This window comes from Paenibacillus fonticola DSM 21315, assembly GCF_000381905.1.
GTDB lineage: Bacteria > Bacillota > Bacilli > Paenibacillales > Paenibacillaceae > Fontibacillus > Fontibacillus fonticola.
In genome coordinates this window covers 36,391-59,648 of record NZ_KB907276.1, presented here as the reverse complement: position 1 = coordinate 59,648, position 23,258 = coordinate 36,391, and the positions used below count along the sequence as shown (strand labels likewise).

At 42.7% G+C, this 23,258-nt stretch carries 24 protein-coding genes and 1 tRNA gene; 19 read left to right on the top strand and 6 right to left on the bottom strand.

Features of this window, described 5'->3' with window-relative positions; genetic code table 11:
• Window positions 1-137: 137 nt before the first annotated feature.
• From pdxS to G358_RS0124865, 6 genes are all read left to right on the top strand, one after another.
• Entirely contained in the window at window positions 138-1,019 is an 882-nt protein-coding gene (gene pdxS, locus G358_RS0124895; RefSeq protein ID WP_019639985.1) for a pyridoxal 5'-phosphate synthase lyase subunit PdxS, read from the top strand.
• Between the two features lie 48 nt (window positions 1,020-1,067).
• Window positions 1,068-1,652, top strand: a complete 585-nt coding sequence (pdxT, locus tag G358_RS0124890; protein ID WP_019639984.1) for a pyridoxal 5'-phosphate synthase glutaminase subunit PdxT — start codon at window positions 1,068-1,070, stop codon at window positions 1,650-1,652.
• Between the two features lie 157 nt (window positions 1,653-1,809).
• Window positions 1,810-3,093 (top strand): serine--tRNA ligase, encoded by a 1,284-nt coding sequence (gene serS, locus G358_RS0124885; protein ID WP_019639983.1) that lies wholly within the window; start codon window positions 1,810-1,812, stop codon window positions 3,091-3,093.
• Between the two features lie 62 nt (window positions 3,094-3,155).
• Window positions 3,156-3,244 (top strand) — tRNA-Ser (locus G358_RS0124880).
• Between the two features lie 133 nt (window positions 3,245-3,377).
• Window positions 3,378-4,439, top strand: coding sequence for a tyrosine-type recombinase/integrase (locus G358_RS31920; protein WP_019639982.1), 1,062 nt, complete (start codon window positions 3,378-3,380; stop codon window positions 4,437-4,439).
• Between the two features lie 208 nt (window positions 4,440-4,647).
• Complete coding sequence (locus G358_RS0124865) at window positions 4,648-4,905, top strand: hypothetical protein (protein WP_019639980.1); 258 nt, start codon at window positions 4,648-4,650, stop codon at window positions 4,903-4,905.
• Window positions 4,906-4,986: 81 nt separating this feature from the next.
• On the opposite strand, the gene G358_RS0124860 is transcribed toward G358_RS0124865, so the two are convergent.
• A complete protein-coding gene (locus tag G358_RS0124860; protein ID WP_019639979.1) occupies window positions 4,987-5,346 on the bottom strand; it encodes a helix-turn-helix domain-containing protein in 360 nt (119 codons plus the stop codon).
• Window positions 5,347-5,716: 370 nt separating this feature from the next.
• Between G358_RS0124860 and G358_RS0124850 the strand changes: the two genes are divergently transcribed.
• The 8 genes from G358_RS0124850 to G358_RS0124805 all read left to right on the top strand — a co-directional run bounded on the left by G358_RS0124850 (window position 5,717) and on the right by G358_RS0124805 (window position 15,198).
• Window positions 5,717-6,013 carry a hypothetical protein gene (locus tag G358_RS0124850; RefSeq protein WP_019639977.1) on the top strand — a complete coding sequence of 99 codons (297 nt, stop codon included), beginning with the start codon at window positions 5,717-5,719 and terminating at the stop codon, window positions 6,011-6,013.
• A 1,035-nt stretch (window positions 6,014-7,048) separates the two neighbouring features.
• A complete protein-coding gene (locus tag G358_RS0124835) occupies window positions 7,049-8,116 on the top strand; it encodes a helix-turn-helix domain-containing protein (protein WP_019639974.1) in 1,068 nt (355 codons plus the stop codon).
• Between the two features lie 75 nt (window positions 8,117-8,191).
• The gene (locus G358_RS0124830; protein ID WP_019639973.1) at window positions 8,192-8,437 is read left to right on the top strand and encodes a hypothetical protein; all 246 of its coding nucleotides are present in this window, start codon (window positions 8,192-8,194) and stop codon (window positions 8,435-8,437) included.
• A 524-nt stretch (window positions 8,438-8,961) separates the two neighbouring features.
• Window positions 8,962-9,825 carry an FRG domain-containing protein gene (locus G358_RS0124825; protein ID WP_019639972.1) on the top strand — a complete coding sequence of 288 codons (864 nt, stop codon included), beginning with the start codon at window positions 8,962-8,964 and terminating at the stop codon, window positions 9,823-9,825.
• The gene (locus G358_RS0124820) at window positions 9,825-11,015 is read left to right on the top strand and encodes a DUF262 domain-containing protein (protein ID WP_019639971.1); all 1,191 of its coding nucleotides are present in this window, start codon (window positions 9,825-9,827) and stop codon (window positions 11,013-11,015) included. Before G358_RS0124825 ends, G358_RS0124820 begins: the two co-directional genes overlap by 1 nt.
• A gap of 1,255 nt (window positions 11,016-12,270) precedes the next feature.
• On the top strand, window positions 12,271-12,423 hold the full coding sequence (locus G358_RS32660) for a small acid-soluble spore protein P (protein WP_019639970.1): 153 nt from the start codon (window positions 12,271-12,273) through the stop codon (window positions 12,421-12,423).
• A 721-nt stretch (window positions 12,424-13,144) separates the two neighbouring features.
• Window positions 13,145-13,984, top strand: a complete 840-nt coding sequence (locus G358_RS0124810) for a YitT family protein (RefSeq protein ID WP_420836073.1) — start codon at window positions 13,145-13,147, stop codon at window positions 13,982-13,984.
• Window positions 13,985-14,130: 146 nt separating this feature from the next.
• The gene (locus G358_RS0124805; RefSeq protein WP_019639968.1) at window positions 14,131-15,198 is read left to right on the top strand and encodes a hypothetical protein; all 1,068 of its coding nucleotides are present in this window, start codon (window positions 14,131-14,133) and stop codon (window positions 15,196-15,198) included.
• Window positions 15,199-15,312: 114 nt separating this feature from the next.
• On the opposite strand, the gene tadA is transcribed toward G358_RS0124805, so the two are convergent.
• Window positions 15,313-15,801, bottom strand: a complete 489-nt coding sequence (tadA, locus tag G358_RS0124800; RefSeq protein ID WP_019639967.1) for a tRNA adenosine(34) deaminase TadA — start codon at window positions 15,799-15,801, stop codon at window positions 15,313-15,315.
• Window positions 15,802-16,133: 332 nt separating this feature from the next.
• Here tadA and G358_RS0124795 point away from each other — a divergent pair, with 332 nt between their 5' ends.
• Window positions 16,134-18,131: an ATP-binding protein gene (locus tag G358_RS0124795; protein ID WP_019639966.1), complete on the top strand. Its 1,998-nt coding sequence runs from the start codon at window positions 16,134-16,136 to the stop codon at window positions 18,129-18,131.
• 91 nt (window positions 18,132-18,222) lie between these two features.
• On the top strand, window positions 18,223-18,927 hold the full coding sequence (gene rluF, locus G358_RS0124790; protein ID WP_019639965.1) for a 23S rRNA pseudouridine(2604) synthase RluF: 705 nt from the start codon (window positions 18,223-18,225) through the stop codon (window positions 18,925-18,927).
• A gap of 135 nt (window positions 18,928-19,062) precedes the next feature.
• Here the strand turns inward: rluF and motB are convergent, their stop codons facing one another.
• The gene (gene motB, locus G358_RS0124785; RefSeq protein ID WP_019639964.1) at window positions 19,063-19,863 is read right to left on the bottom strand and encodes a flagellar motor protein MotB; all 801 of its coding nucleotides are present in this window, start codon (window positions 19,861-19,863) and stop codon (window positions 19,063-19,065) included.
• A complete protein-coding gene (gene motA, locus G358_RS0124780) occupies window positions 19,847-20,650 on the bottom strand; it encodes a flagellar motor stator protein MotA (protein ID WP_019639963.1) in 804 nt (267 codons plus the stop codon). The genes motB and motA overlap by 17 nt, the downstream gene beginning before the upstream one ends.
• Window positions 20,651-20,840: 190 nt before the next feature.
• Here motA and G358_RS0124775 point away from each other — a divergent pair, with 190 nt between their 5' ends.
• The 3 genes from G358_RS0124775 (at window position 20,841) to G358_RS30845 (ending at window position 21,894) form a co-directional block, all read left to right on the top strand.
• Complete coding sequence (locus G358_RS0124775) at window positions 20,841-21,134, top strand: DUF7167 family protein (RefSeq protein ID WP_019639962.1); 294 nt, start codon at window positions 20,841-20,843, stop codon at window positions 21,132-21,134.
• A gap of 225 nt (window positions 21,135-21,359) precedes the next feature.
• Window positions 21,360-21,659: a 4a-hydroxytetrahydrobiopterin dehydratase gene (locus G358_RS0124770; protein WP_019639961.1), complete on the top strand. Its 300-nt coding sequence runs from the start codon at window positions 21,360-21,362 to the stop codon at window positions 21,657-21,659.
• A 34-nt stretch (window positions 21,660-21,693) separates the two neighbouring features.
• Complete coding sequence (locus G358_RS30845; RefSeq protein WP_033404447.1) at window positions 21,694-21,894, top strand: hypothetical protein; 201 nt, start codon at window positions 21,694-21,696, stop codon at window positions 21,892-21,894.
• Window positions 21,895-21,905: 11 nt separating this feature from the next.
• Here G358_RS30845 and G358_RS0124765 read toward each other — a convergent pair whose 3' ends face one another.
• Entirely contained in the window at window positions 21,906-22,265 is a 360-nt protein-coding gene (locus G358_RS0124765) for a c-type cytochrome (protein ID WP_019639960.1), read from the bottom strand.
• Window positions 22,266-22,507: 242 nt separating this feature from the next.
• The gene (locus G358_RS0124760; RefSeq protein WP_019639959.1) at window positions 22,508-23,005 is read right to left on the bottom strand and encodes a GNAT family N-acetyltransferase; all 498 of its coding nucleotides are present in this window, start codon (window positions 23,003-23,005) and stop codon (window positions 22,508-22,510) included.
• Between the last annotated feature and the right edge of the window lie 253 nt (window positions 23,006-23,258).

The window sequence follows — 23,258 nt, the reverse complement described above, 5'->3', positions numbered from 1 at the left end:
GTGCGAATATTGTAAAATATCAAGTTAGATTATCGCTTGTATGATGGAGCCGGAAGTAATGATTATGCAGGAACTGGCGTTGTGCCAAGGCCTCATAACATGGGATATATTTTGAGATTAATTCGGGAGGCATGAACATGGAAACAGGAACATCACGGGTAAAAAGAGGTATGGCCGAAATGCAAAAAGGCGGCGTAATTATGGACGTCATGAATGCGGAGCAAGCTAAGATTGCCGAAGCGGCCGGAGCCACGGCTGTTATGGCTTTGGAGCGCGTGCCTTCGGATATTCGTGCAGCTGGCGGCGTAGCTCGCATGGCTGACCCTACGATTGTTGAGGAAGTGATGAAGGTCGTTTCCATACCGGTCATGGCCAAAGCGCGGATCGGGCATTACGTAGAAGCGAAAGTTTTGGAATCTCTTGGGGTAGACTATCTGGATGAGAGTGAAGTGCTTACTCCTGCGGATGAAGTATTCCATATTGATAAACGTGATTTTACCGTTCCATTTGTATGCGGAGCGAAAGATCTGGGTGAAGCGCTGCGCCGTATTAGCGAAGGTGCATCGATGATCCGTACTAAAGGCGAACCAGGAACAGGCAACATTGTCGAAGCTGTACGCCACATGCGTCTGATCAACAGCCAAATTCGTTCTGTTCAAAGCATGTCCAAGGATGAGCTGTATGCCGAAGCTAAGAACCTGGGCGTAGCTTATGACCTGCTGCTTGAAGTACATGAGAACGGCAAGCTGCCGGTAGTGAACTTTGCAGCTGGCGGTGTAGCGACTCCTGCTGACGCAGCATTAATGATGCACCTTGGCTCCGATGGGGTATTTGTAGGGTCAGGTATTTTCAAATCGGAAAATCCTGAGAAATTTGCACGTGCCATCGTTGAGGCTACTACGCACTACACAGATTATAAGTTGATTGCTGAAGTGTCCAAAAATCTGGGAACACCGATGAAGGGCATCGAGATTTCCAAATTGACTCCCGCTGAGCGCATGTCGGATCGCGGCTGGTAATATAGCCTAGGCAATTCTTTTTGAGTCAGATAGAAAGAAGGTTTCTCCATGAAGGTGGGAGTACTGGCGCTGCAAGGCGCCGTTTCGGAGCATATAAGAAGCATTGAGAGTACAGGGGCAGAGGGTGTTGCTGTAAAGCAGCCCGAGCAGCTCCTGGATGTCGATGGATTGATCATTCCCGGCGGGGAGAGCACAACCATTGGCAAGCTTATGAGGAAGTACGGATTTATTGAAGCTGTCCGGCAGTTCTCTAGCGAGGGTAAGCCTCTTTTTGGCACCTGCGCTGGTTTGATTGTGATGGCTAAGGAGATCGAAGGCGGAGAAGAGCCCCATCTGGGTGTTATGGACATCAGCGTGTCACGGAACGCGTTTGGACGCCAGCGGGAGAGCTTTGAGACCGACTTGGAAGTAAAGGGACTGGAAGAGCCGCTCCGTGCAGTGTTTATCCGTGCGCCCCTTATTACGGCGGTTGGAGATGGCGTCGAGGCATTGTCCACCTACAATGATGAAATCGTAACTGCACGTCAAGGGCATCTACTCGTATCATCATTCCATCCGGAATTGACAGACGATGTCGCGCTTCATAAATATTTTACAGAGATGATTCAGGCAAGCAAATCGGCTTCTAAGTAAAGGGCTGATCAGACACCTTGACTCTTTTTCCAAGGGTTAAGGTTTGTTTGCTTTAAACGGAGGACCCGATAGTTCTCTGGTGATCCCGTAGCGGCTGCTTGTGCTGCTGAGCAGATACCGTCAATGCGGCCGGGGATGATTCTAGGAGGGACAACCCATGTTAGATGTAAAAATAATGCGAAATGATTTCGAACGCGTCGAGAAAGCGCTCCAGAATAGAGGTAAGTCCTTGGAGCTTATATCGGGTTTTACGGCACTGGACGGCAAACGCCGTGAACTGCTGCAGGAGAGTGAATCGCTGAAGAACCGTCGCAACATGGTATCGGCGGAAGTAGCTAAGCGCAAAAAGAACAAGGAGGACGCGGATGAGCTGATCATAGAGATGCGTGAGGTCGGTGACCGTATTAAAGAGCTGGATGATGAGGTCCGTACTCTTGAAGCGCAGATCGATGAGCTTATGCTCTCTATTCCGAACATACCTTATGTGGATGTGCCTGTAGGTGCTTCGGAAGAGGAGAATGTAGAAGTTCGCCGCTGGAGTGAGCCGCGTTCGTTCGATTTTACGCCAAAAGCTCACTGGGATATCGCCACGGATCTCGGAATTTTAAATTTTGAGGCAGCGGCGAAGGTGACGGGATCGCGGTTTACTTTTTATAAGGGACTGGGGGCGCGTCTGGAGCGTGCGCTGATCAACTTTATGATGGATTTGCACAGTGGCGAGCATGGGTATGAAGAAATGCTGCCGCCCTATATTGTCAATCAGGACAGCCTGTACGGAACAGGCCAGCTGCCGAAGTTCGAAGAGGATCTATTCAAACTGACGGAGGAGGGCTATTACCTAATTCCGACGGCAGAAGTACCTGTTACGAACTTTCACCGGGACGAGATTTTGAACGCCGAGGACCTGCCCCGGAATTATGTGGCTTACAGCTCTTGTTTTCGTTCTGAGGCAGGGGCGGCAGGCCGTGACACTCGCGGTTTGATCCGTCAGCACCAGTTCAACAAGGTTGAAATGATTAAGATCGTTCACCCGGATCAGTCGTACGAAGAGTTGGAGAAAATGACAGCGAATGCAGAACGCGTCCTGCAGCTGCTGAAGCTTCCTTATCGCGTGTTGGCTCTGTGTACCGGGGATCTTGGCTTTAGCGCTGCCAAAACATATGATCTTGAGGTATGGCTGCCAGAGTCAGGCACTTATCGTGAAATTTCCTCTTGCTCAAACGTGGAGGATTTCCAGGCACGCCGGGCTAATATTCGTTTCCGTCCGGAGGCTAAAGCCAAGCCGGAATTCGTGCATACTTTGAACGGCTCCGGGCTTGCCGTAGGGCGTACGGTTGCTGCAATTCTTGAAAATTATCAGCTGGAGGACGGCCGTGTTGAAGTACCGGAAGTTCTGCGACCTTACATGGGAAATGTTGAATATATTTCCATCGAGAAATAACTTGCGTGTGAATAAACTCTATGGTAGAATCTGATTTGTTACGCTAATCAGATTCACCTTTTGGAGAGGTACCGAAGCGGTCATAACGGGGCGGTCTTGAAAACCGTTAGGGTGCAAGCCCACGTGGGTTCGAATCCCACCCTCTCCGCCAGATTTATTAATTAGCGTCACATAAGGAATTACGACGATTATGACTGAAACGCACTTGACTGTTGAACAGCGGTCTAGTGCGTTTTTTTGTGTTCGTGACCGTTAGACAAAAAACTAACGGGAGGAATGGAAGTATGAGCGCAAACACAGGCAGATCAGCTCATAAACGAGGACAAAGAAAGAATAATCTGGATTTACCCCAGCGGCTATTAGACCGACTTACTCCTTCGGTCTTGGAAACGTCCCGCCCTGCTCATCAAGAAGCAGAGAAACCGCTATATGAGACTCTGACATTGACTAAGCTGTTTAATCGCTACTATGCCGCACGGCAAGCCGCAGGAGCGGCAGAGCGTACCTTAGAGGACTACAGGAAACACATGAACTGGTTTCGCCGTTTCTTGTCATCAGAGTACAGCGGTCTGGACAACTTTGTACCTAATCGCGATGTGATTCGTTCATGGATTTCTCATATGTTGACGGTACAGAAGTTGAAGCCTTCCACAATAAATATCAGACTGAGAACAATCAAAGCAATGTTCAATTGGTCTATGAGCGAGGGAATCATAAAAGAATCCCCCTTTGACAATGTTGAACTGCTGAAGGTTCCAGAAGAAGACTTTCAAGTAATCTCAAAGGCTCAGGAGCGTAAATTGTTTAATTGCTGTGAATTAACTACCTTTACTGGACTACGTGATGCGCTGTTAATGTCATTCCTGCTTGATACAGGGGTTCGTATTGGTGAATGTATGAGGATTTTAGTAGAGGAAATTGATCTGCAAAAACGTTCCGCATCTGTTCGGGCTGAATCAGCTAAAACCAGAAAAGCACGGACGGTTTATTATGGAGCTAGAACACAAGAACTGTTGGTTATTTATCTCGCTTGGCATGAGATAAACGGACAAGCTCCAAACTTATTCCTCAACGAGTTTGGTCAACCCTTAGATAAGAATTGGGCTACTAGATGTATCAGCTTCATAGGCAAGAAGGCTAAAATTACTGGTGTTCGTATTAGCCCCCATACATTTCGACATACGTTTGCAACTCGTTATATAAAGGCAACAGGCGACCCGTTTTCATTACGTAGATTGCTTGGACATTCCTCCATGGAAATGGTAAATCGTTACGTTAATTTAGATGTTGCTGATGTTCGTGAGCAGTATGAGAAGTTCATGAATGGGGGAACTGAGCAATGGTAACATCACGAAGCGTATGGTTAGCTATGGGGGATAACACTATCGCTCCAAAGCTCGTAGAACCCGCTAGGGCGCACTCTAAGCTTGTTTTGGAACATGTCGAAAAAGACACTTGTCCAGAACGCAGACAAGCTATACGATCCGAAATTGGGCGTTTGAAAGCGGAGAGAGAGTTGTTGTTAGCTTCTTCCTTCCATCAGGAGGTTGTAAAATGAGCGTGGACTTCGAGAAATACGAACAACTCGTATACAGAGAGGATGAATTGTGTTTCAAACTAAAGACATATCAAGAAATGATTTCAGAATTGTTGATGCTAGTTCATAAGAGAGGTACTAGCGTTCTTGATTTGCCGACCGTTGAAGAAGTTTTGACAACGCTACATTCAGCAGAAATCACTTGTCTTTCCGAACTGTTAGATTTACGGCTTGCGAAAACCATTTTATCAAATAGGATTGGTCAGAGTGAATAGTATAGTTAATGACCAAACCGATATATATAGTTACGTTACTACAACATCACCCATTCGACTTCATTGCGAATGGGTGATTTGTTATTTTAGCTTATCATATGTACCCAGCACATCCTTAGCAAGACGAAGTACAAGCTTTACTTCCTCAGTCCTTCTTCCCGACAATAACGAGTTAAGTGCTTCAATTAGTTCTTGTCTATCAGCCCGTTCCTCAATATCTTCAATACCCTCGATTCTGAATACCTCGACTGGATTCACTTCCAAAGCGGAAATAACTTTTTCTAATGTCTCCATAGAGATGTTCCGTTCGCCGCGCTCAATATCAGAAATATATGTAACATGTATTCCACTTTTTTCGGATAAAGACTCTTGGGTGTAGCCTTTTTCTTTGCGTAACGTTCTAATACGTTCTCCAACGAGTTTTAAAAAATCAGAAGACATTCTAATCACTTCCCTTCCATTCAAGCGTATGGAAGGAGTACAGGCTTTCACATAATCTTATATCAGAAGATTCGTTGATAACATCGTATATATACGATACTATATTTGATATATGACTTTACAACTAGGAGGTGCGTACATGTGAGATTAAAGAACTACATATTCGGTTTTACTTGCATCTGTTTGATTCTAGTGGGAACGGCTTGTGAATCAGAGAGTGATAAACGAAAGGCTAGAATTAAACAGCTTGATAAGGAGATTAATCAGCTAAAGAAGGAAATCAATTTAATGAATGATTATCTCGATGCTTGCGAAAAGGTAAACAAATGTTAAATGTAATATCTATCACGTAGACAACTCGGAGGTTAGAATGAAAAACATTTTACTTATGCTAATTATTTCGGTACTGCTTACTGCTTGTTCAGAACAAAAGATAGAATACACACAAAAAGAAGTAAAATATCTGGAAACCATGAAAGCGGCAGTTGACCAGCTTGAAAATTATCAAGATAAATTCGATGTAGCTTTGGAGAAACGGAAAAATGAAAAATCCGAAGAAACAGCAAAAGGTTTATTTGAAGGAATAATGGCTTTTGGAATGATAAATGAAGTATTAAAGAAGGAGTCAGCACCAGAAAGGTTCAAAGAAGTACACGATGAATTTTAGGAAGGGATAGGAATTTTATCTGACGCTTCAATGGACTTATCTATGGAACAAAAGGTCGATGAAAGTAAAAAGAGAATTGAGGAAGCCAATTTGCTCTTAAAGAAATCATCAAAGGCAATAATGAATGCTTATGAGGATGCCATTGATTAGTGAGGGTTGAATAGATAAAAAGAAGACCACTTCATAAAATCGAAATGGTCTTCTTAACTATTAAGTTAATAGTCTCCATCATCATCCCTTGAGGCTTCCGCTGATGACATTTGATATTCCTCAGATTGCAGGTGGAGTGGATTTATACGGCGCTCAATCTCTCTTCGATTAAGTAATCTCGTCACTTCTTTAATTGTCTCTGGATAATATTCTTCATCACATTTAGGGCATAAGAAGCCTTCGACAATGATACTGACGATTCCTTAATTTTAATGTTCTTGCTCTGCAAGTCTTTGCAATTACATTTTGTACATTGCTCGATATTGTACGCTTGCTCAATCTCAATTGAGTGACCCTAGTTGAACACAAACCACTTCTGTTTAATCATAGACTGATTGTCTAGGTGTTCTCTATTCTAAAATCCGTTCTATAACACTCTTATATAATAATAAAATTAGTATGTAGTATTAATTTTCTATATTATATTATTAAAATTATTTATTAAATAAGGGTGTAGTTGAACGGATTTTATGATAATGAATTGGTTTCATTAGTATTGGAAACGTAGCCGAAAGACTAGAAAAATCATCGACTTAAACGCTATTAGAAATGTAAGGGCAAAAAGTTTCTTTTTGAAAAGTAATGAAGGGGGAATTGTAAATGCGAGTAGAGCAGGATTATTTCTTTTGCTACAACGCAAAGATGATGGCGCATTTAAAGAGGTGCGGATTTAGCTACATTTGCTCCGCATTACATGAGAAGAGTGGTAATAGGTTCTGGTTATTTGCAAGAAGCGGTAACTTACAAGCGAGTATTGATAATTTTAAGGTTTAGTTATTTAATCTGGATAATCATTGTAGGGGATAATAGACAGGAGAGATGAAAATGGCGAGAAAAAGACAGACATATTTCACTAAGTCGATGATGATTAAGCTACTTGGAGTAAATGAAAAACAACATGAAGTATACATGCCTAATGAGATTTTTGAGGACTTACTAGAAGCATTTGGATCAGAGGAAATGCAAGGTAAAACTTCAACGCATATTGCATATGCTTATGCTTATTATTATCTTGCAAACTACCAATGGAGATATGCCCAGTACCACTATTACAATGATAAATCAGGTGTGACAACCAGTATAAATGAAGGAATAATTAAGCAAATTCTTGGTTTTCCCCCGAAATCTGAACAATATACATACCTTACTAAGAATAAAACTGGTTTACTGGTTAAACTGGACTACATTCGCAAAGTGACAGATAAGCCTTGTGGATATTGGTATGAAGAAGGAACAAAGTATAAAGAGGTTCAATTCGTTTATGAGAGTGAGTATCCACAAATTTATGGAAATAATAAGAACTGGAAAGTGGCAATGCCTGTAAAGGGATTCTATCGGTTTAAAGAATCAGAGGAAGATAACTATGAAGATGGAACATTCTATATGATTCAAAATACTCACATGATTGACATTGATGTATTCATTTACTGCATGGCTGATTTAGAGTTGGGCGTTGAAGGATTCTACCTGTACTGTTTCTTGAAATACATGACTGATAAATTTAATAATGCGTATAATTGTTCTCAAAAGAAATTGGCTCGATTAACAGGGCTTTCAATAGATGAAGTGAAGAAACAGCTTGAAAATTTAGAGAGATGCAACATGATAACAAATGACCATAAACCATTCTGTTTAGATAAACCTGAGGATAAGGAAACAAAAACAAATACCTATGGCGTTAAGGAGCCTAATGAGTTTGCTACGAGCATGATACAGTTTAATGTCATTCCAAAACAACGGAAAATAACAGCGAAACAATACGAGGCAGAGATTGGCTGGGCAAATGAAAAAGAAGTTAATCAAAAAACAGGCGAGATAATAAAAGCTGTAGTAGAATACGACATAAATGAGGAAGACGAATTATCACATCTAAATGAGATATTTATTAGATAAGTTAATATTACAGCCGTAGGACTATGTTCTATGGCTCTTTCGTGATTTGACAGCTTAATTTGAAGGGTGATTATTATGTATATTAGAGTGAAGAAACGAATAGCAAAAAATAATGGGAATGTATTCTACCTGTATCTATGTGAAAGTAAACGAATTGAAGGTAAGGTTACAAATAAGCAGATATATCTTATTAGTGCCAAAGAACAGGATTTGGTGAACGGAGACTATAAAGAGAAGTTAAGAGCCAAATTATCTTTTCTAGAACTTAATGAACTACAAATTTTGGAGAAGAAAGTATCAAAAGCGTTTGATTGTTTGTAATCGTGGACTGCGATAATGATCTTCTATGAGAACTTGGTTCCTATTGTCATTTCAAGTAAAAATGTTACTTCTCAGGATTTAAAAAGGCTATCGTATCGCGATATTTATTTGTAGGGTTCGTGGATTGAAGTGTTCGCCCCGCTCCAATGAGCTTTGATGCATTCCAGACTGTAAAGTACCCCCTGCCGGACAGCTTTACCATCACACTTAGGACGATTTCACCGTCAATCACTGGACAATGTAATGTAGTAGTCACTGTGTTTACAAACGTATACTATTATAAACCTTGAATAAATAGCTGAATTTATGTTTGTAAAGGTAATTAAATTCATTAATGGACGTTCATTAGAGGATTCACACATTTATAAACACGTTGAATTTAGAATGGATATAGATTCTGCCCCCTTTAGTCCCAGACTAATAATCCATGAATACTACTTGAAATATTTACCTGGTTTTTTAAGTGTAGTATAATTCCTTTCAATGACTGATTTAACCAGAAGAACTTGAAAGGGGAAAAGAGAATGGCAAATGGGGTTGAGAACCAAATAATAACTGAACCCGAAACTGAAGAATGTATTGAATTACCCGAAGAACTGCAAGCTCCAGAGCACGATGGGAAAATTCGAAAACTAAGCGAGTATATGTCGTTTGTTGAGAAATTGCCTGCCACATTCAGCTTATCAAGAGGACAAACTGGAGACTTCCCCTTATTACCAAGTGCCCTAAGAAAAGACAATAAAGGTAATAGGAAATATGCTCCTTTATCTATCACACACTTTTTGAAACAATTTAAAATAAACAGTCATTATTATATGGATTCACCTTGGGATATTCAAAATGATTATGAGTGGATGATTCATGCCCAACACTTTGGTATTCCGACCAGACTCTTAGACTTTACCCAATCTCATATAATTGCTTTAATGTTCGCAGTGGAAACCGCATTTACAGAAACTACAGATGATGATACAGAACCTAGAGATGCGGTTGTTTGGTTCTTAGACCCAAAAAAATTAAATCCATTACATAGCCATAGAACAGACTTAATCGTACTTTCAGAAAGAGATATTAGACTAGATGAGTTGAGTGGACCAGTTATTGTCCAAGGCAGAAAGTTAAATAGTCGTATTAATGCTCAAAACGGTGTCTTCTTGTACTTCCAGGACACCGCAGTTCCCTTAGAGGAACAAGTAAACTCAGAGGATATATTGAGAAAGGTCATTATTAGTGGAAAGCATAAAAAGGATATTCTTGCATCTTTGTATGCTATGGGAATCGGATTTACACAAATATACCCTGAATTATCTTCGATAGCAAAAGATATTCTTATGATAGACAGTATTAGTCAGTATAATAAATACAGACAGGAAGGAGGAGGGGAATAATGAATACTTATAAAATCAATCCTGAAATTGAAAACCTATCAATTGGAGTATTAATTGATAGGATTGATAAAGGATACAAGTTACAAGATATTAATGATAGAGAACTAAGCGATGAGGATATATTAAAATTTAATGGTTCAATAATCCTTGCCCCAGAATACCAACGGGAGTATAGGTTTAGCGTTGATGATGAAGCAAAACTAATTGAATCTGTACTGGTAGGTATTCCAATTCCTCCAATTTTTTTGGCTACTGACAAATATAATAATGTCAGGGTAACAAACGTTGTTGATGGACAGCATCGACTTCGTGCGCTATACAGATTCTATAACAACGAATTTAAACTTAGTGGCTTAAAGCTCCTGAATAGTCTTGAAGGTAAATGTTTCAACGATTTGGACATAGAAATAAAATCTGAATTTATTGATATGACCTTGTTGGTAACTATTTTTAAAGACTTTCCAGGAACTGAATTTGAACTTGAGATTTTTAACAGATATAACAAGGGAACAAAACCATTAACTCCTCAGGAGATAAGGCATGCTGTATATAATTCTCCTTTTAATACATATATAAATAATTTCACATTTAGTCTATATGAGAAAAAAGGAAAAAATGAACTTTTCAACTCATATAACATTACAAAAGATAGAATTCAAAAGAAGAAAGTCCAAGAAAATCTTTTTGTGGTTCTAAGTATTTTGGAGTATGGTATTAATGAGTCATATGAAAAATCCTTGGTGTATGCTGAGAAATATATGAAGGAAAAAGCTGATTTAGATAAGCATAACCCTTCGGCATTAGAAAGCAATTTCCATGAAGTGAGAGAGATTTTTGAGCAATTCAATCACTTTATTATCAGAATACATGAAGTATGTGAATTTCCATTTTCAAAAGAAATTTATGGAGTTTCCAGCAGAAACTATAAGTTCCAAATATCAATTGCTATGATACTTGCTGGAATTTTCAACAGACTTTATAAGGATAAGGAACTACTCTCCGCTATTTTGTTATCGGACTCTGTAAGAGATGAATTTTTAAATATAATTAAGGTTAATCTTAGAGAATCATTTCTTGAAGACCCCGAATACAATGCGTCATCAACAAATTCAAGAGAAATATTAAAACTAATACAAAATATATTTTTGTACATTGATACGTCTTCACAGTTGCGTATCAGTGGACTATAGTAACCATGTTTTTCGAGGTAGAGTCCAATGCTAACAGTCAAGCAGAAGTTACTCTACCCAAGACTCTTTGCAGTAACTTACCGTATCTTTATATCAGGGCGTTGTTGTCCATAAAAATTCTACTTTGGAAAGCCAATAAACATTCGGATTTTTGGGAAAATAACTTCGATATTCGTATAGTTCAAAACAAGTCATACCTAACCCATGATAAACCAGGAATTTAAAACGTTTCCGCAATACTGACGATACTCATCAATATCAGCAAGTCTAAGCCAACGAATAGCGAATTTATCGAGATGGTGACGGATAAAGATTATTATTTGTTTTTATAGGTTGACTCATACGTGTGAAGATAATAAGATGAAAATATCCAACGGTCACATACCTAATTGAACGTTTTAACTCAGACCGCTTTAGCGGTTCAGCAATAAAGTGCCATAAAGTCATTAAGCATAAGGGATGGCGGGTTTTTATAACGAGGGGCGGTCTTGAAAACCGTTAGGGTGCAAGCCCACGTGGGTTCGAATCCCACCCTCTCCGCCATACATATTGAGAACCCACAAAGTTCGTCGGAGCATAGGCTCCATAGGCTCGTAAATGTTAGTGTTAGTGTTAGTATTAGCATCGCTCAAGATTAACTAATAATAATCAAGCCGTTTCCCGATAGGGAGGCGGTTTTTTAGTGTTTGTGCAACTTTTTAGTTTTCACGTTATGTGTTACGTGCTATTTTACATGTTAATTGTTAACCGTGTGGACCTATCGGACCGTAGATCCGCTATTTCCCCAAAAAGTCGCCAAATTCAAAGTTAACGGACCAGGGTTCCGCTATTGCGCGAAATGAGCCTGAAACCAAGCGTATTGAGGGTGAATAGCTGATCCTGGGTCCGTTAGCCCTTCCGTATTCCATTAAACAGGTGGAATAGCGTCTCTGGTGTCCGTAAGCACAATGGATGAAGTACGAGTAAGGGTGGATGTACGGAGTAGTACGGAGGAGTACGGGTAAAAAGGTACGGGGGAAGGAAGTACGGGTAAAGAAGTGGCGAAAGACCCGAAAGGAGAACTCTTTGAGGGGGGACCTTCTCCTTCTGGGAAAAATCATTGGTGGCGGGAAGTAGTGCGGTGGACCGAAGTCATTTTGCTGTCGAATCAAACCAAACATGGACCCCAACAATCCCTATGTATAAAAAAACCGGGTTATCCACACCTTAAGATATGTTAGAACAAGCTCGATGAGTCGAAAGGGGATGTTATTTCATGAGTAAACCCAAATCCTATATGACCCGGGGAACCCAGCCCGATACGAATGAGCGCAGAGAGCGTGGAAACGGGGGGCCTGAACCGTTATCTGGTTCCAAGAAGGTCAAAAATCAAAATCATGTCAGCCATAACAATCCTCAAGGCAGTTGAACGTATGGGGGAACAGCGATCAGGAAATAACCACATGTGGAACTCAAGGGCCTATGCACGGAATGTTAGCGATCTGCGCGTGGAAGGTTAGCCGACTGTGCTTGGAACAACGTTTGCGTTTGGAAGTGTAGAGGCGGCTATAGTGGCTGGTGAGACGGAAATGCTATGTTTTAACCCAAGGCAACAACACCAGCAGACGCTAGCAGAGGCTTAGCCTAAGAGACCGTATCAAAGTGACTAGTAAGACACTGGTAAGACACTAGTGAGACTAGTGAGACTAGTGAGACTAGTGAGGCTAGTGAGATACGACCTTAAATACAATTTGAGGAAACTCTGGCGCGGTACTATCTAGCGAACCATAACGCACCTGCTGGAGCCCTAATTACACATGCCAATTTAGCCTGTATATGTTGAACCGTAGTATGTATAGTTATATAACCGATTCTGAATCTCCAACCTCAGCCCTGGGCTGAGGTTTTTATTTCTAATTTGCAATATTGCAGACATGAAGTTCAAATAATGTCATAATAAGAAGAGAACGTTTCAAGGGAAACTACCCTCTGCGGATGCTTCAAACCAACATGGAATTAGCATGAGATCAACATAAGATTCACGAGAAATCCACATGAAAGGATCGTGATGCGTATTGGAATCTGATCATTTAAGCCCTATTCCTGCGGTACCTGTTCCCCTCCCTATGCGTAAACATAACAAGCGGACCATGGGGAGCATTGTGGTCAGAGCTTTGTTTATTATCATAGGAGCGTTGATTGTCTCTGTAGCGTTGGAGTTGTTTCTAGTCCCCAATAAAATTACAGATGGCGGGATTACAGGGATCTCCGTCATTTCCTTCTATTTATCGGGATGGCCGCTCGGTATATTTCTATTTTTATTTAACCTCCCTTTTCTTATTATAGGGTATAAGCAAATCGGAAAGACGTTTGCTTTCTCCACCCTGCTAGGTATTACAGTCATGTCTATTGGCACAGCGATTCTGCATCCGGTGGATCCTTTTGTAAAGGATACGCTGCTGGCCTTCGTTTTTGGCGGCATTCTGCTTGGTTTGGGTACGGGGATGGTGATTCGCTTTGGCGGATCCCTCGATGGAACCGAAATCGTAGCGATTCTCGTATCGCGGAAGACGCCATTTTCAGTGGGAGAAATCATTATGTTTATCAACTTGTTTATTCTGCTTAGTGCAGGGTTTGTACTTCAATGGGAGAGTGCATTATTCTCGTTGTTGGCTTATTATATAGCCTTCAAAACGATTGATATCGTTGTGGATGGGTTAAATGAATCTAAATCAGTGTGGATTATCAGTGAACAGATTGATGAAATCGGAGAGGCAATACTTCACCGCTTGGGGCGTGGAGTGACGTACTTGTCGGGTGAAGGGGGCTTCTCAGGCGACCCAAAAAAGGTTATATTTTGTGTAATAACACGTTTAGAGGAAGCCAAACTGAAGGATATTGTAAATCATTTTGATGAAAATGCTTTTCTGGCTGTGGGATATATCCATGATGTGAAGGGCGGGCGCTTTAAGAAAAAAGCAATACATTAGTAAGTCTTACACTAGTAGTTTTACACTAGTAAGTCTTACTTTAATTAGTCTAATCAAATGTGATTCGATCCGCCTTGGAATGGTTAATATATCGTTTGAAATTTGCATAAAAGAGGTTGTATCTGTAAAGATGGAGAGGAGCAAGCATGACTAGAAGGTTTTTATTATCAATTTTCGTTTTATTTATGTCGGTAACCTTGATTTTAACCGGCTGCGGCGCTCAGAAGGAGCCAAAGGAAGCATTGAAAAATGCAGCAGCAGCTGCACTGAATATGGACTCGTACGTATCCAAAAGTCATATAAAAATTACGGATCTGACGCTGGATGCCTCTGCGTTTGCTGGGGTGGGAGAAATCTATTCCATGTTGAAGGATTCTGATATAACTTTGACGCAAGTGTATCAGAAAGAACCGATGCAAACCGAGGCTTCCCTCGAAGTCAAGCTGAAAGGTGATTTTTCAGGTACGATTACTTTTCAATACGTGATGACCCAGGATAAAATTTACGTGAAGGTGCCGAAGATCCCATTTTTGCCGATTCCCGATAAAGTCGTTGGAAAGTTCGTAGCGGTGGATTTGAACGAATTAAAAAATACAGGCCTAGGGAATTTTAATGCAGAACTGCTGGATACCGATAAAACGCAAAGGTTCGTAGCGGAACTGGCGGATGTCATTTTAACTGAATATGAATCAGAGACGTATTTAAAAGATATACCAACTAAAGAAATTGAGTTGCCCGAGGGCATAGAAGCTAAACAGGTCGTACAGTTTTATATCCATAATGACAATTTGAGGGAAGCGCTGACGACTTTGGTTAATCATGTTTTGCCTCAGGCATTGGATATTGTCGCGAAGGATGAATATCGTAAACTGCTGCAATTTACACCAAAAGAGATTGAGAAGGCCAAAAAAGAACTCGCTGAACTAGACCAGGAAGAGTTCCAAAAGGATTTGGATGACGTTCAGAAGGATTTAATCATTCATAAGTTTTACGTGAATACGGCAATTGATAAAAATGATTATCCGGCTTATCAAGAGGCGGTGGCAGATATAGAATTTAAAGACCCTGATACCGGGGAAGAGGTTAAGCTCGTTATGGAAGTGAAAACTGAATTCACAAGTATTAACGAAAAGCCGGAGTTCTCTGTGGGTATTCCCCAAAATACGATTACAGTTCAGGAATTCGTACAGGAAATGACCGAGCTTGGTTATTAATTTTATCAAATCAGCGGTATTGCAAAAGTTAGGGGCGCTCCCAAGGTCTATGATCAGACCCTGGGGCGCCTTTTTAATGTGGCGGGCGCTGCTCCAGCAAGGTGCCCATCGCCGTTACTTCTTGCGCAGGCGCCGAAAGAACTCTGTGAGCATAGCAGCGCATTCCGCCTGCAATACACCGGAAGTGATGGCTGTACGATGATTGAAGCGCGGCTCCTGGAGCAAATTCATTAGCGTGCCTGCACATCCTGCCTTTGGATCAGCGGCCCCGTAGATGACATGAGGGAGCCGGCATTGTACGATGGCCCCCGAGCACATCGGACAGGGCTCCAGCGTCACGTAGAGCCGGCAATGCAGCAGCCGCCAAGCCCCCAATGTTTTACTGGCTTCCCGGATCGCGATCATTTCGGCGTGTGCTGTTCCGTCGTGTATACTTTCGCGCAGGTTATGTCCCCTTCCAATAACTTCATCTCCAAGCACAATGATAGCGCCAATAGGAACTTCACCAATTGCTTCAGCCTTTCGCGCCTCTGCGATCGCTTCTTGCATCCAATATTCATCGGAATAAGTAGATAAGGGAGGATTCAACGGATCAGAAGCCATTTATAGTCATCTCCTTCAAAATCATTAGAAAATACACTGTCCAACGAACAAATATTCGTTGTTAACATGTTGTGGGTAACTCTGTGCATAACCGTCATTTTATCCCCAGTATTATTCACAACAAGTTATTTTCATCTGTTGATATGTTCATAACTTGTGCATAACTTTTTTCATACCGGTAATTCTTACATGGTTATAGGTATTTTTTCTTATTGTAGGGAAATGGAGTGGGAATATCAACGTCTTTGCAAAACATGTCGTTACAGTTATGATGATAGAAACGGGATTATTCCATAATTCACCAATGATATGTCCTAAAGGTGGGGGGAAGTTTGTCTATTAAAATAAAGCTGTCTCTAATTATGTCGTTTTTCGCGTTAGTGCTTCTGTCCTTGAATATCGCTTTAAGTTACTTCTCAACCCGGGACAATTTAAGGAACGAAAGTGAATCCAATATGATGATGACCGCCCGTCAGATTGCCTTGGCTGTCGAACAAAGCCGCTCTGTCAATGAATATATCAAAAGGCAGAATAATGGTAACATGAGCCGGAGTTTGGCGGAAGGAATGCTTAGAATGACTAGTCCCGAACGGATTACCCATGAGACGTTGCATTCCAATCCCAATTTACTTGAAATTACCGGCCTCGATCCGGAGAGCTTCATAAGCGGGAACAAAGGGATTTTGTTTGGTACATATGACTATGTAAATGAGATTATGGACAAGGGAGCTATAAGGGACGCAATCCGAGAAGGCAACAGTGTGATGTATGATAGCAGGATTAACGGGAAGAAAGTGCTGGAGAGCTTTATACCCATTTCACCTGTGAATAAAGGGCCATATGTGATTCGGATTGTTTCAAGTTATGAACCGATTTCCTCTGTTATTTCCAAGCAGATGTTTAGTCAGGTGACGATTTCTTTAGTTCTGCTCCAATTCGTCATTTTTGCAAGTTATATTCTTGCCGGTGAAATTATTCGGCCGATTCAGGATATTCTGATTAAGGTAAACCAGCTTTCTTCCGGAAAGTTTGAGACAAGGTTGCAGGTGAATCGGAGGGACGAGCTTGGGCTGCTTGGCCATCAAATTAATGCAATGGCTGGCAGCTTAGGCCATTATACCGCTGAGCTGGAGGCGAAGAATGAAGAAAACCGTTCAATGAATGAATATTTAGAGTCGATCATTAGCCAGACCGCGGATGCGATTCATTTGATGGATCAGGACGGGATAATTGTTCGCGTGAATTCGGCGTTTGAATGCTTATACGGCTGGAAAAGCACAGAAATCGTGGGCCAATACCTTGACTATGTGCCTTCTTTTCTCGAAGAGGACAGAAAGGAATGGACACGGGAGCTGGAGCAAGGGAAATCTATCGTGCTATCCGAGACTGTCCGTAAACGTAAGGATGGGAGCCTGGTGGAGGTTAGCATCAGTCAGTCACCGATTTTTGATAAATTCGGTAAAATATCAGCTTATATTTGTATTTCAAGGGATATGACCGAGCATAACAGAATGGAGGAGCTGCTGCGCCGCTCAGAGAAGCTGACGACGGTAGGGCAGTTAGCCGCAGGCGTAGCTCATGAAATACGGAATCCGCTGACGACACTGCGCGGTTTTTTGCAAATGCAGCATGGCTCTAAGGTAATTAATCCACTGCATACAGATATTATGCTCTCCGAGCTCGATCGGATAAATCTCATAGTCAGTGAATTTTTAATTTTGGCTAAGCCGCAGGCGGTTCAATTCCAAACGAGGGATGTCAGGTTTACGCTTGGTGATGTGATTTCGTTTCTGGATAGTGAAGCTCATTTACATAATATAGAGTTCAGCGTTCATTTCTCCCAGGAGCCTATTCTGGTACACTGTGAAGAGAACCAACTGAAGCAGGTATTTATTAATATTTTGAAAAATGCTATGGAAGCGATGCCGGCAGGTGGACAAATTACGCTGAAGCTGTACTCCGATGAACCTCATTTAGCTGTCATTCGGGTGATAGATGAAGGGGAAGGAATTTCCAAAGAGAGAATGCAGAAGATTGGCGAACCTTTTTATACGAATAAGGAAAAGGGGACAGGCCTGGGTCTCATGATTAGTCAGCGTATTATTGAAGGACATAAGGGATACCTGGAAATTGACAGTGAAGTCGGCAGCGGCACGGTGGTGACGATCACGCTTCCACGGTTGCTGGAGATGGAGACTGAACCGGAGGACGAGCCAGAGAGTGGGTCAGGGAACCGGCTAGAGAATAGAGCGGAGGACAGGCCCGAGAGCGGGTCAGGGAACCGCCCGGAGAGCCAGCCAGAAGGACGGACTGGGGGAAGGGTAGGGTGAGACCCTGAGAACGGTAAGGCTGCTTGCAGATATTGAATCAGGGCCCTGGAGCTCAGGCCGGCATAGATATAGCATAGACGGGGTGACAGAAATGAGAATAAACAAATTTATAAGTGAAACGGGTTATTGTTCCAGGCGAGAGGCGGACAAGCTGGTCGGATCGGGGCAGGTGACGATTAACGGGAAGCCCGCAGTGCTCGGCAGTCAGGCTGAGATGGGGGATGATGTGCGAATTAACGGACAGCCGCTCGCCCAGAAGACGTCCAAACATGTGTATATTGCCCTTAATAAACCGGTAGGGATCACCAGTACGACAGAGCGGCATATCCGCGGCAACATTGTCGACTTCGTAGGGCATGAGGAACGGATATTTCCAATCGGACGCCTCGATAAAGATTCGGAAGGGTTAATATTGCTGACTAGCGACGGAGATGTTGTAAACAAAATACTCCGTTCAGAAGGCAGGCACGAGAAGGAATATATCGTGACGGTAGATAGGGCAATCACCCCTTCCTTTTTGAAGGCAATGAGCGAAGGCGTACGCATTCTGGGCACCATGACGAAGCCGTGTCAACTGACACGAATGTCAGACAAAGTGTTCCGAATTATTTTGACAGAGGGAAAAAATCGTCAAATTCGCCGGATGTGCAGCGCGCTCGGCTATGAGGTGAAGCGATTACAGCGGATTCGGATTATGAATATTCATTTAGGCCAACAGCCGACAGGGGCCTGGCGGGATTTAACGGCACAGGAGAAGCAGGAGCTGGGAGCTGCGCTGAACTACAATCTCGTGTAGGGAAGGGAGTTTCCCAAGGCGGTAGTCTTTATACGGCGTAAAAAACAATCAGGCGCATAAAAAACGAACAATCAGGCTCTCAAGTGAGGCCTGATTGTTCGCTCTATATGGGTATTGAAATGAGAATAATGCAAGCTAGTTAATCGCGGGGATGCCTGTTCTGGCGTCTTCCTGGAATTTCCGGATAATCGATACTTCAACCCGGCGATTTTTAGCACGTCCTTCGCTCGTGTTGTTGGAAGCGACAGGGTGGTATTCCCCTTGTCCAGTAGAGCTGAACTTTTTAGGATCCAGCTTATCATTAAGCAGCAGGATCTTCATAAAGTTAAGCGCACGGCCAGAACTTAAATCCCAGTTCGAAGGGAACTCGCTTGTGGAAATCGGAACGTTATCCGTATGGCCAGAGACGACGACTTCATAATCCGGGAACTGCTCCAGCATCGTGGAGAGGGCCTTGGCCAGCTTCCGGGACTCCGGCTTCACATCTGCTTCGCCGGATGAGAAAAGGGCGTTGTCGCTGATTGTAATCATTAGGGCCGAATGATTAAGCTGTGTATTAAGCTGCGTTGTCAGCCCATTCTCTTTAATATAATTGTCCAGGCGCTTTTTCAGAGCCTCTAGGCTTTGCTGCTCCTTGCGCATCAGCTCGTCTCTTTTTTTCAGCATGCCATCTGACGAATCCTTCGGTATCAGGTTGTCGCTGTTAAAATTTTTGGTGTTGCTGTTGAAGGAATTCTGATCCAGAACTCCAACACCGCCGGTAAGGACACTGTTAAACGCCTGGCTCATTTCTTCGAATTTCTTGGCGTCTGTAGAACTCATGCCGTAGAGGACAATAAATAGAGCCAGAAGGAGCGTCATCAGGTCAGCATAAGGAATTAGCCAGGATTCATCAGCATGCTCCTCGTGGGGTTCATGCCTAGTCTTTTTGCTCACCGGATTCACCTACCTTGTCTAATAGATCGGCGCGCTCCGATGGAGTCAGAAATACAGCCAGCTTTTGTTGGATGGCAATCGTTGAGACACCAGATTGAATGGACAACAGTCCTTCCACCATCATCAGGCGGATTTCGACTTCCTGCTTGGAAAGGCGCTTCAACTTGTTCGCAATTGGGTGCCATAGAACATAACCGGTAAATATACCGAGCAGTGTCGCAACGAAGGCAGCAGCAATCGCATGCGCCAATGAATCCATATCGGACATATCCGCAAGGGCGGCGATCAGCCCGATAACGGCTCCGAGAACCCCGAGGGTTGGAGCGTACATACCTGCCTGGGAGAAGATGAGTGCGCCAGCTCTGTGCCTTTCCTCGGTAGCGGCAATATCTTCAGCGAGCACATCGCTGACGAATTCCTGATCGTTACCGTCAATGATCATGCGCATGCCATTGCGCAGAAAAGCATCATCGATTTCCTCGACCTTCGATTCGAGCGCCAGCAGGCCCTCGCGACGGGTAACTGTAGCCCATTCCATAAAGAGCGAGATGAGTTCTGCCTTGCTGATCATTTTTTGCTTGACGAATAGTTTCTTGAACAACTTTGGAATTTTCTTCAATTCCGAGGAAGGGAAGCCTATGGACAGGCTCGCTGCGGTTCCTATTAAGATAATGACATACGCCGCCGGGTTATTCACCAGGTTTACGATCGGGGCTCCTTTAAGGAACATCCCCAGAACTACGGCGACTAAACCGAGAATAATACCGATGAGTGATGAAATTTCCATTATACACCTCGTCCTTGAGTTAAATTGAACCCTGCTTTGTCCCTAAGCATCCTTGCGAAAAGACAGAAACCATATTTAAATAAACGGTTATCTTTTTTATCGACAGAATTCCTTTTTTTTTTAAGTGGTATTTTCGTTTATAATAAGTTGATGGCTAATTTAAGCAGATATTGAAAGGAGCGAATCGCCCGTGGGAGTAAAGCACGGAAGAGATTATGAATATATTTTGGCGGATTTTACGGAGGCGGTTGGCCGTATTTCGGATTGTTATGATTTCTTTGAGATGGATTCTTTGGAATGGGAGGGGCTGTCAGGCGAGGAAAAGCATGAGGTGCTTGAGGCATTGGCTGAGGATTTGTTCTTTGGACTCGGCTCTGAGCCCGTAATTGCCGTAGGCAGCGCCGTAGTGATCTATGACCCGGAAGCTCATCGTATTAATGTCTTAATCGGGGATGAGGAGCTGACATCAGTAAAATTGATATAGGGAATAAAGCTAAAAGCTATTTTGCATGTGACTTAGAGCGTGGTAAAATATGAGATTAGAATACCAGGCAACATCTTCTTCTGGTTATGCATGAACAGGGCTAAAGAGGAATAACAATAAAGGAGAATACTCCTGCTTTGCCCACTGCTCTTTGGCCCTTTAAATGGATTAAGGAAGAACTACATAGCTTTTGGAGTTCTTGAGAAAGAACGGGGAGGAAAAAATATGCCGTTTACACCACAAGAAGTAGAGGCGCATTTAGAAAAACTGGAAGGATGGGAATTGGAAGAGGGACGTTGGATCGTACGTAAATATACGTTCTCTGATTTCATGAAGGGGATTGCTTTTGTTGATGAAGTGGCTGCCATCTCCGAAGCTTTTAACCATCATCCTTTTATTACAATTGATTATAAGACCGTAACGCTTCGGCTGACATCATGGGAGGAAGGTGGAATTACGGCCATCGATATTAAGGAAGCTGAACAATATAATGAGGCTTTTGACAAGATGAGTTCATCAGAATAAGGTTACCCATTCAAAATGTCGAACACAAGGAGAGATGATACGTCCATATATTATTCCAAACACCCCTGCTGCAAATGGCCATCTGCCAGGACAGCAGGGGCTTGCCCCGTGCCCAATCTTGTTGCTGCATGCAGGCTGCCGCAGGCCCGGAGGAGCGCTGCTGCAGGTGATGGAACAATTTCGGCCAGGTACGGGACACGCCCATCAGGAACGTGATCCTAATGGGCGTGTATGAGCCGGAGATCGTTATTTTTTTTCAGCAAGCCACAGCGCGACGTTGGCAATTTCCTCGTCCTCCAGCTGACCCTTAAATGAAGGCATCATTTGGCCTTTACCCCTGTGAATAACCTTGTAAAGCTCTTCCGGTGACATGACGGCGCCGATAGTTTGCAGACTAGGTCCATTTCCGCCTTCCAATTGATCTCCGTGACAGGAGATACAGTTAGCTTTGACGATGGCCTCAGCTTGTTCGGCGTTTAATGTGACTTCAGGCATTTGCGTCTTATTTTCTTGTGCGACTTGTTCTTTACCTGGCAAAAAGAATATTAGCACAATAGCTAATGTACATGCAGCAAAGAATAGTCCGCTCATTATCCACTTCTGCATTTCAATCGTCCCTCCTATGTAAGCTACCTTATTATTATAACGGAATATGCTATTTGATCATAGCATTTGTGACAAAAAAAGCAACGATTTAGATGTATTTATGCTGCAAATCGGGCTGTAAATATGAGCATCCTCACAGCGCCAATGAGAGCTGTTGTGATTGGACTCTTAATTTAGGTCAAACTAAGCACACAAACGTCTGAGATCGCCTCACAGGCGCTCTCAGACTATTGCAGCCGCTATTATAATCGTTCGCCGCGGTATACCATGCAATAATAAGGTTTGGATATAGCCCCGGGAGTCATTTTTTCATACAGGTCGGTAATGACGAAGCCTGATTTCTGATAGGCCCGAATCGCTCGCGTGTTCCACGTAAGCACCTCGAGATCAATCGTGTGGGATGGTGCACGGCGCTGTGCTTCTTTGACAATCGTTAGCACAAATGTTTTACCTAATCCATGGCCGCATAAATCGGGTCTCATCCCGATGCCGAGCCGGGTCACGTTCTCCATCGGGAAATACTGGGCAAACCCGGCCAAAGTTCCTTCCCCATCCAATATGGAAACATATTGCTCTGCCCGTAAGACAGGATTGCCGAATTCGACATCAAGAGCCTTCATTTGCTCCCAAGGCAGCCAGCTATAGATATCATAAGGAGAATCATAGCGCCAAGTACTAATGGCTTCCCCGTGGTGCTCTTCCATAGGAACGATATGAAACTGAATATCTTGTTTATCCATCTTGCGCCTCCTTGTACAAATGGAAATGACGTGCCATGGAATTGCTCCGGCGCGATCTTTTTACCACCACTGTAACGGGATTTTATTTCATTGTAAAGGCTCTAAAGTCGATGTTTTTATCAGGAGGCTCATTTCAATGAAAATATTTCTCCCGCCCACACTGAAAACGCTTTAACTACTTTTGAAAAAAATTTAGTACTTAAGACCGGGTTGGTGAAACCTTTTCCAATGCTATTTCGTTTAATGTTTAGAA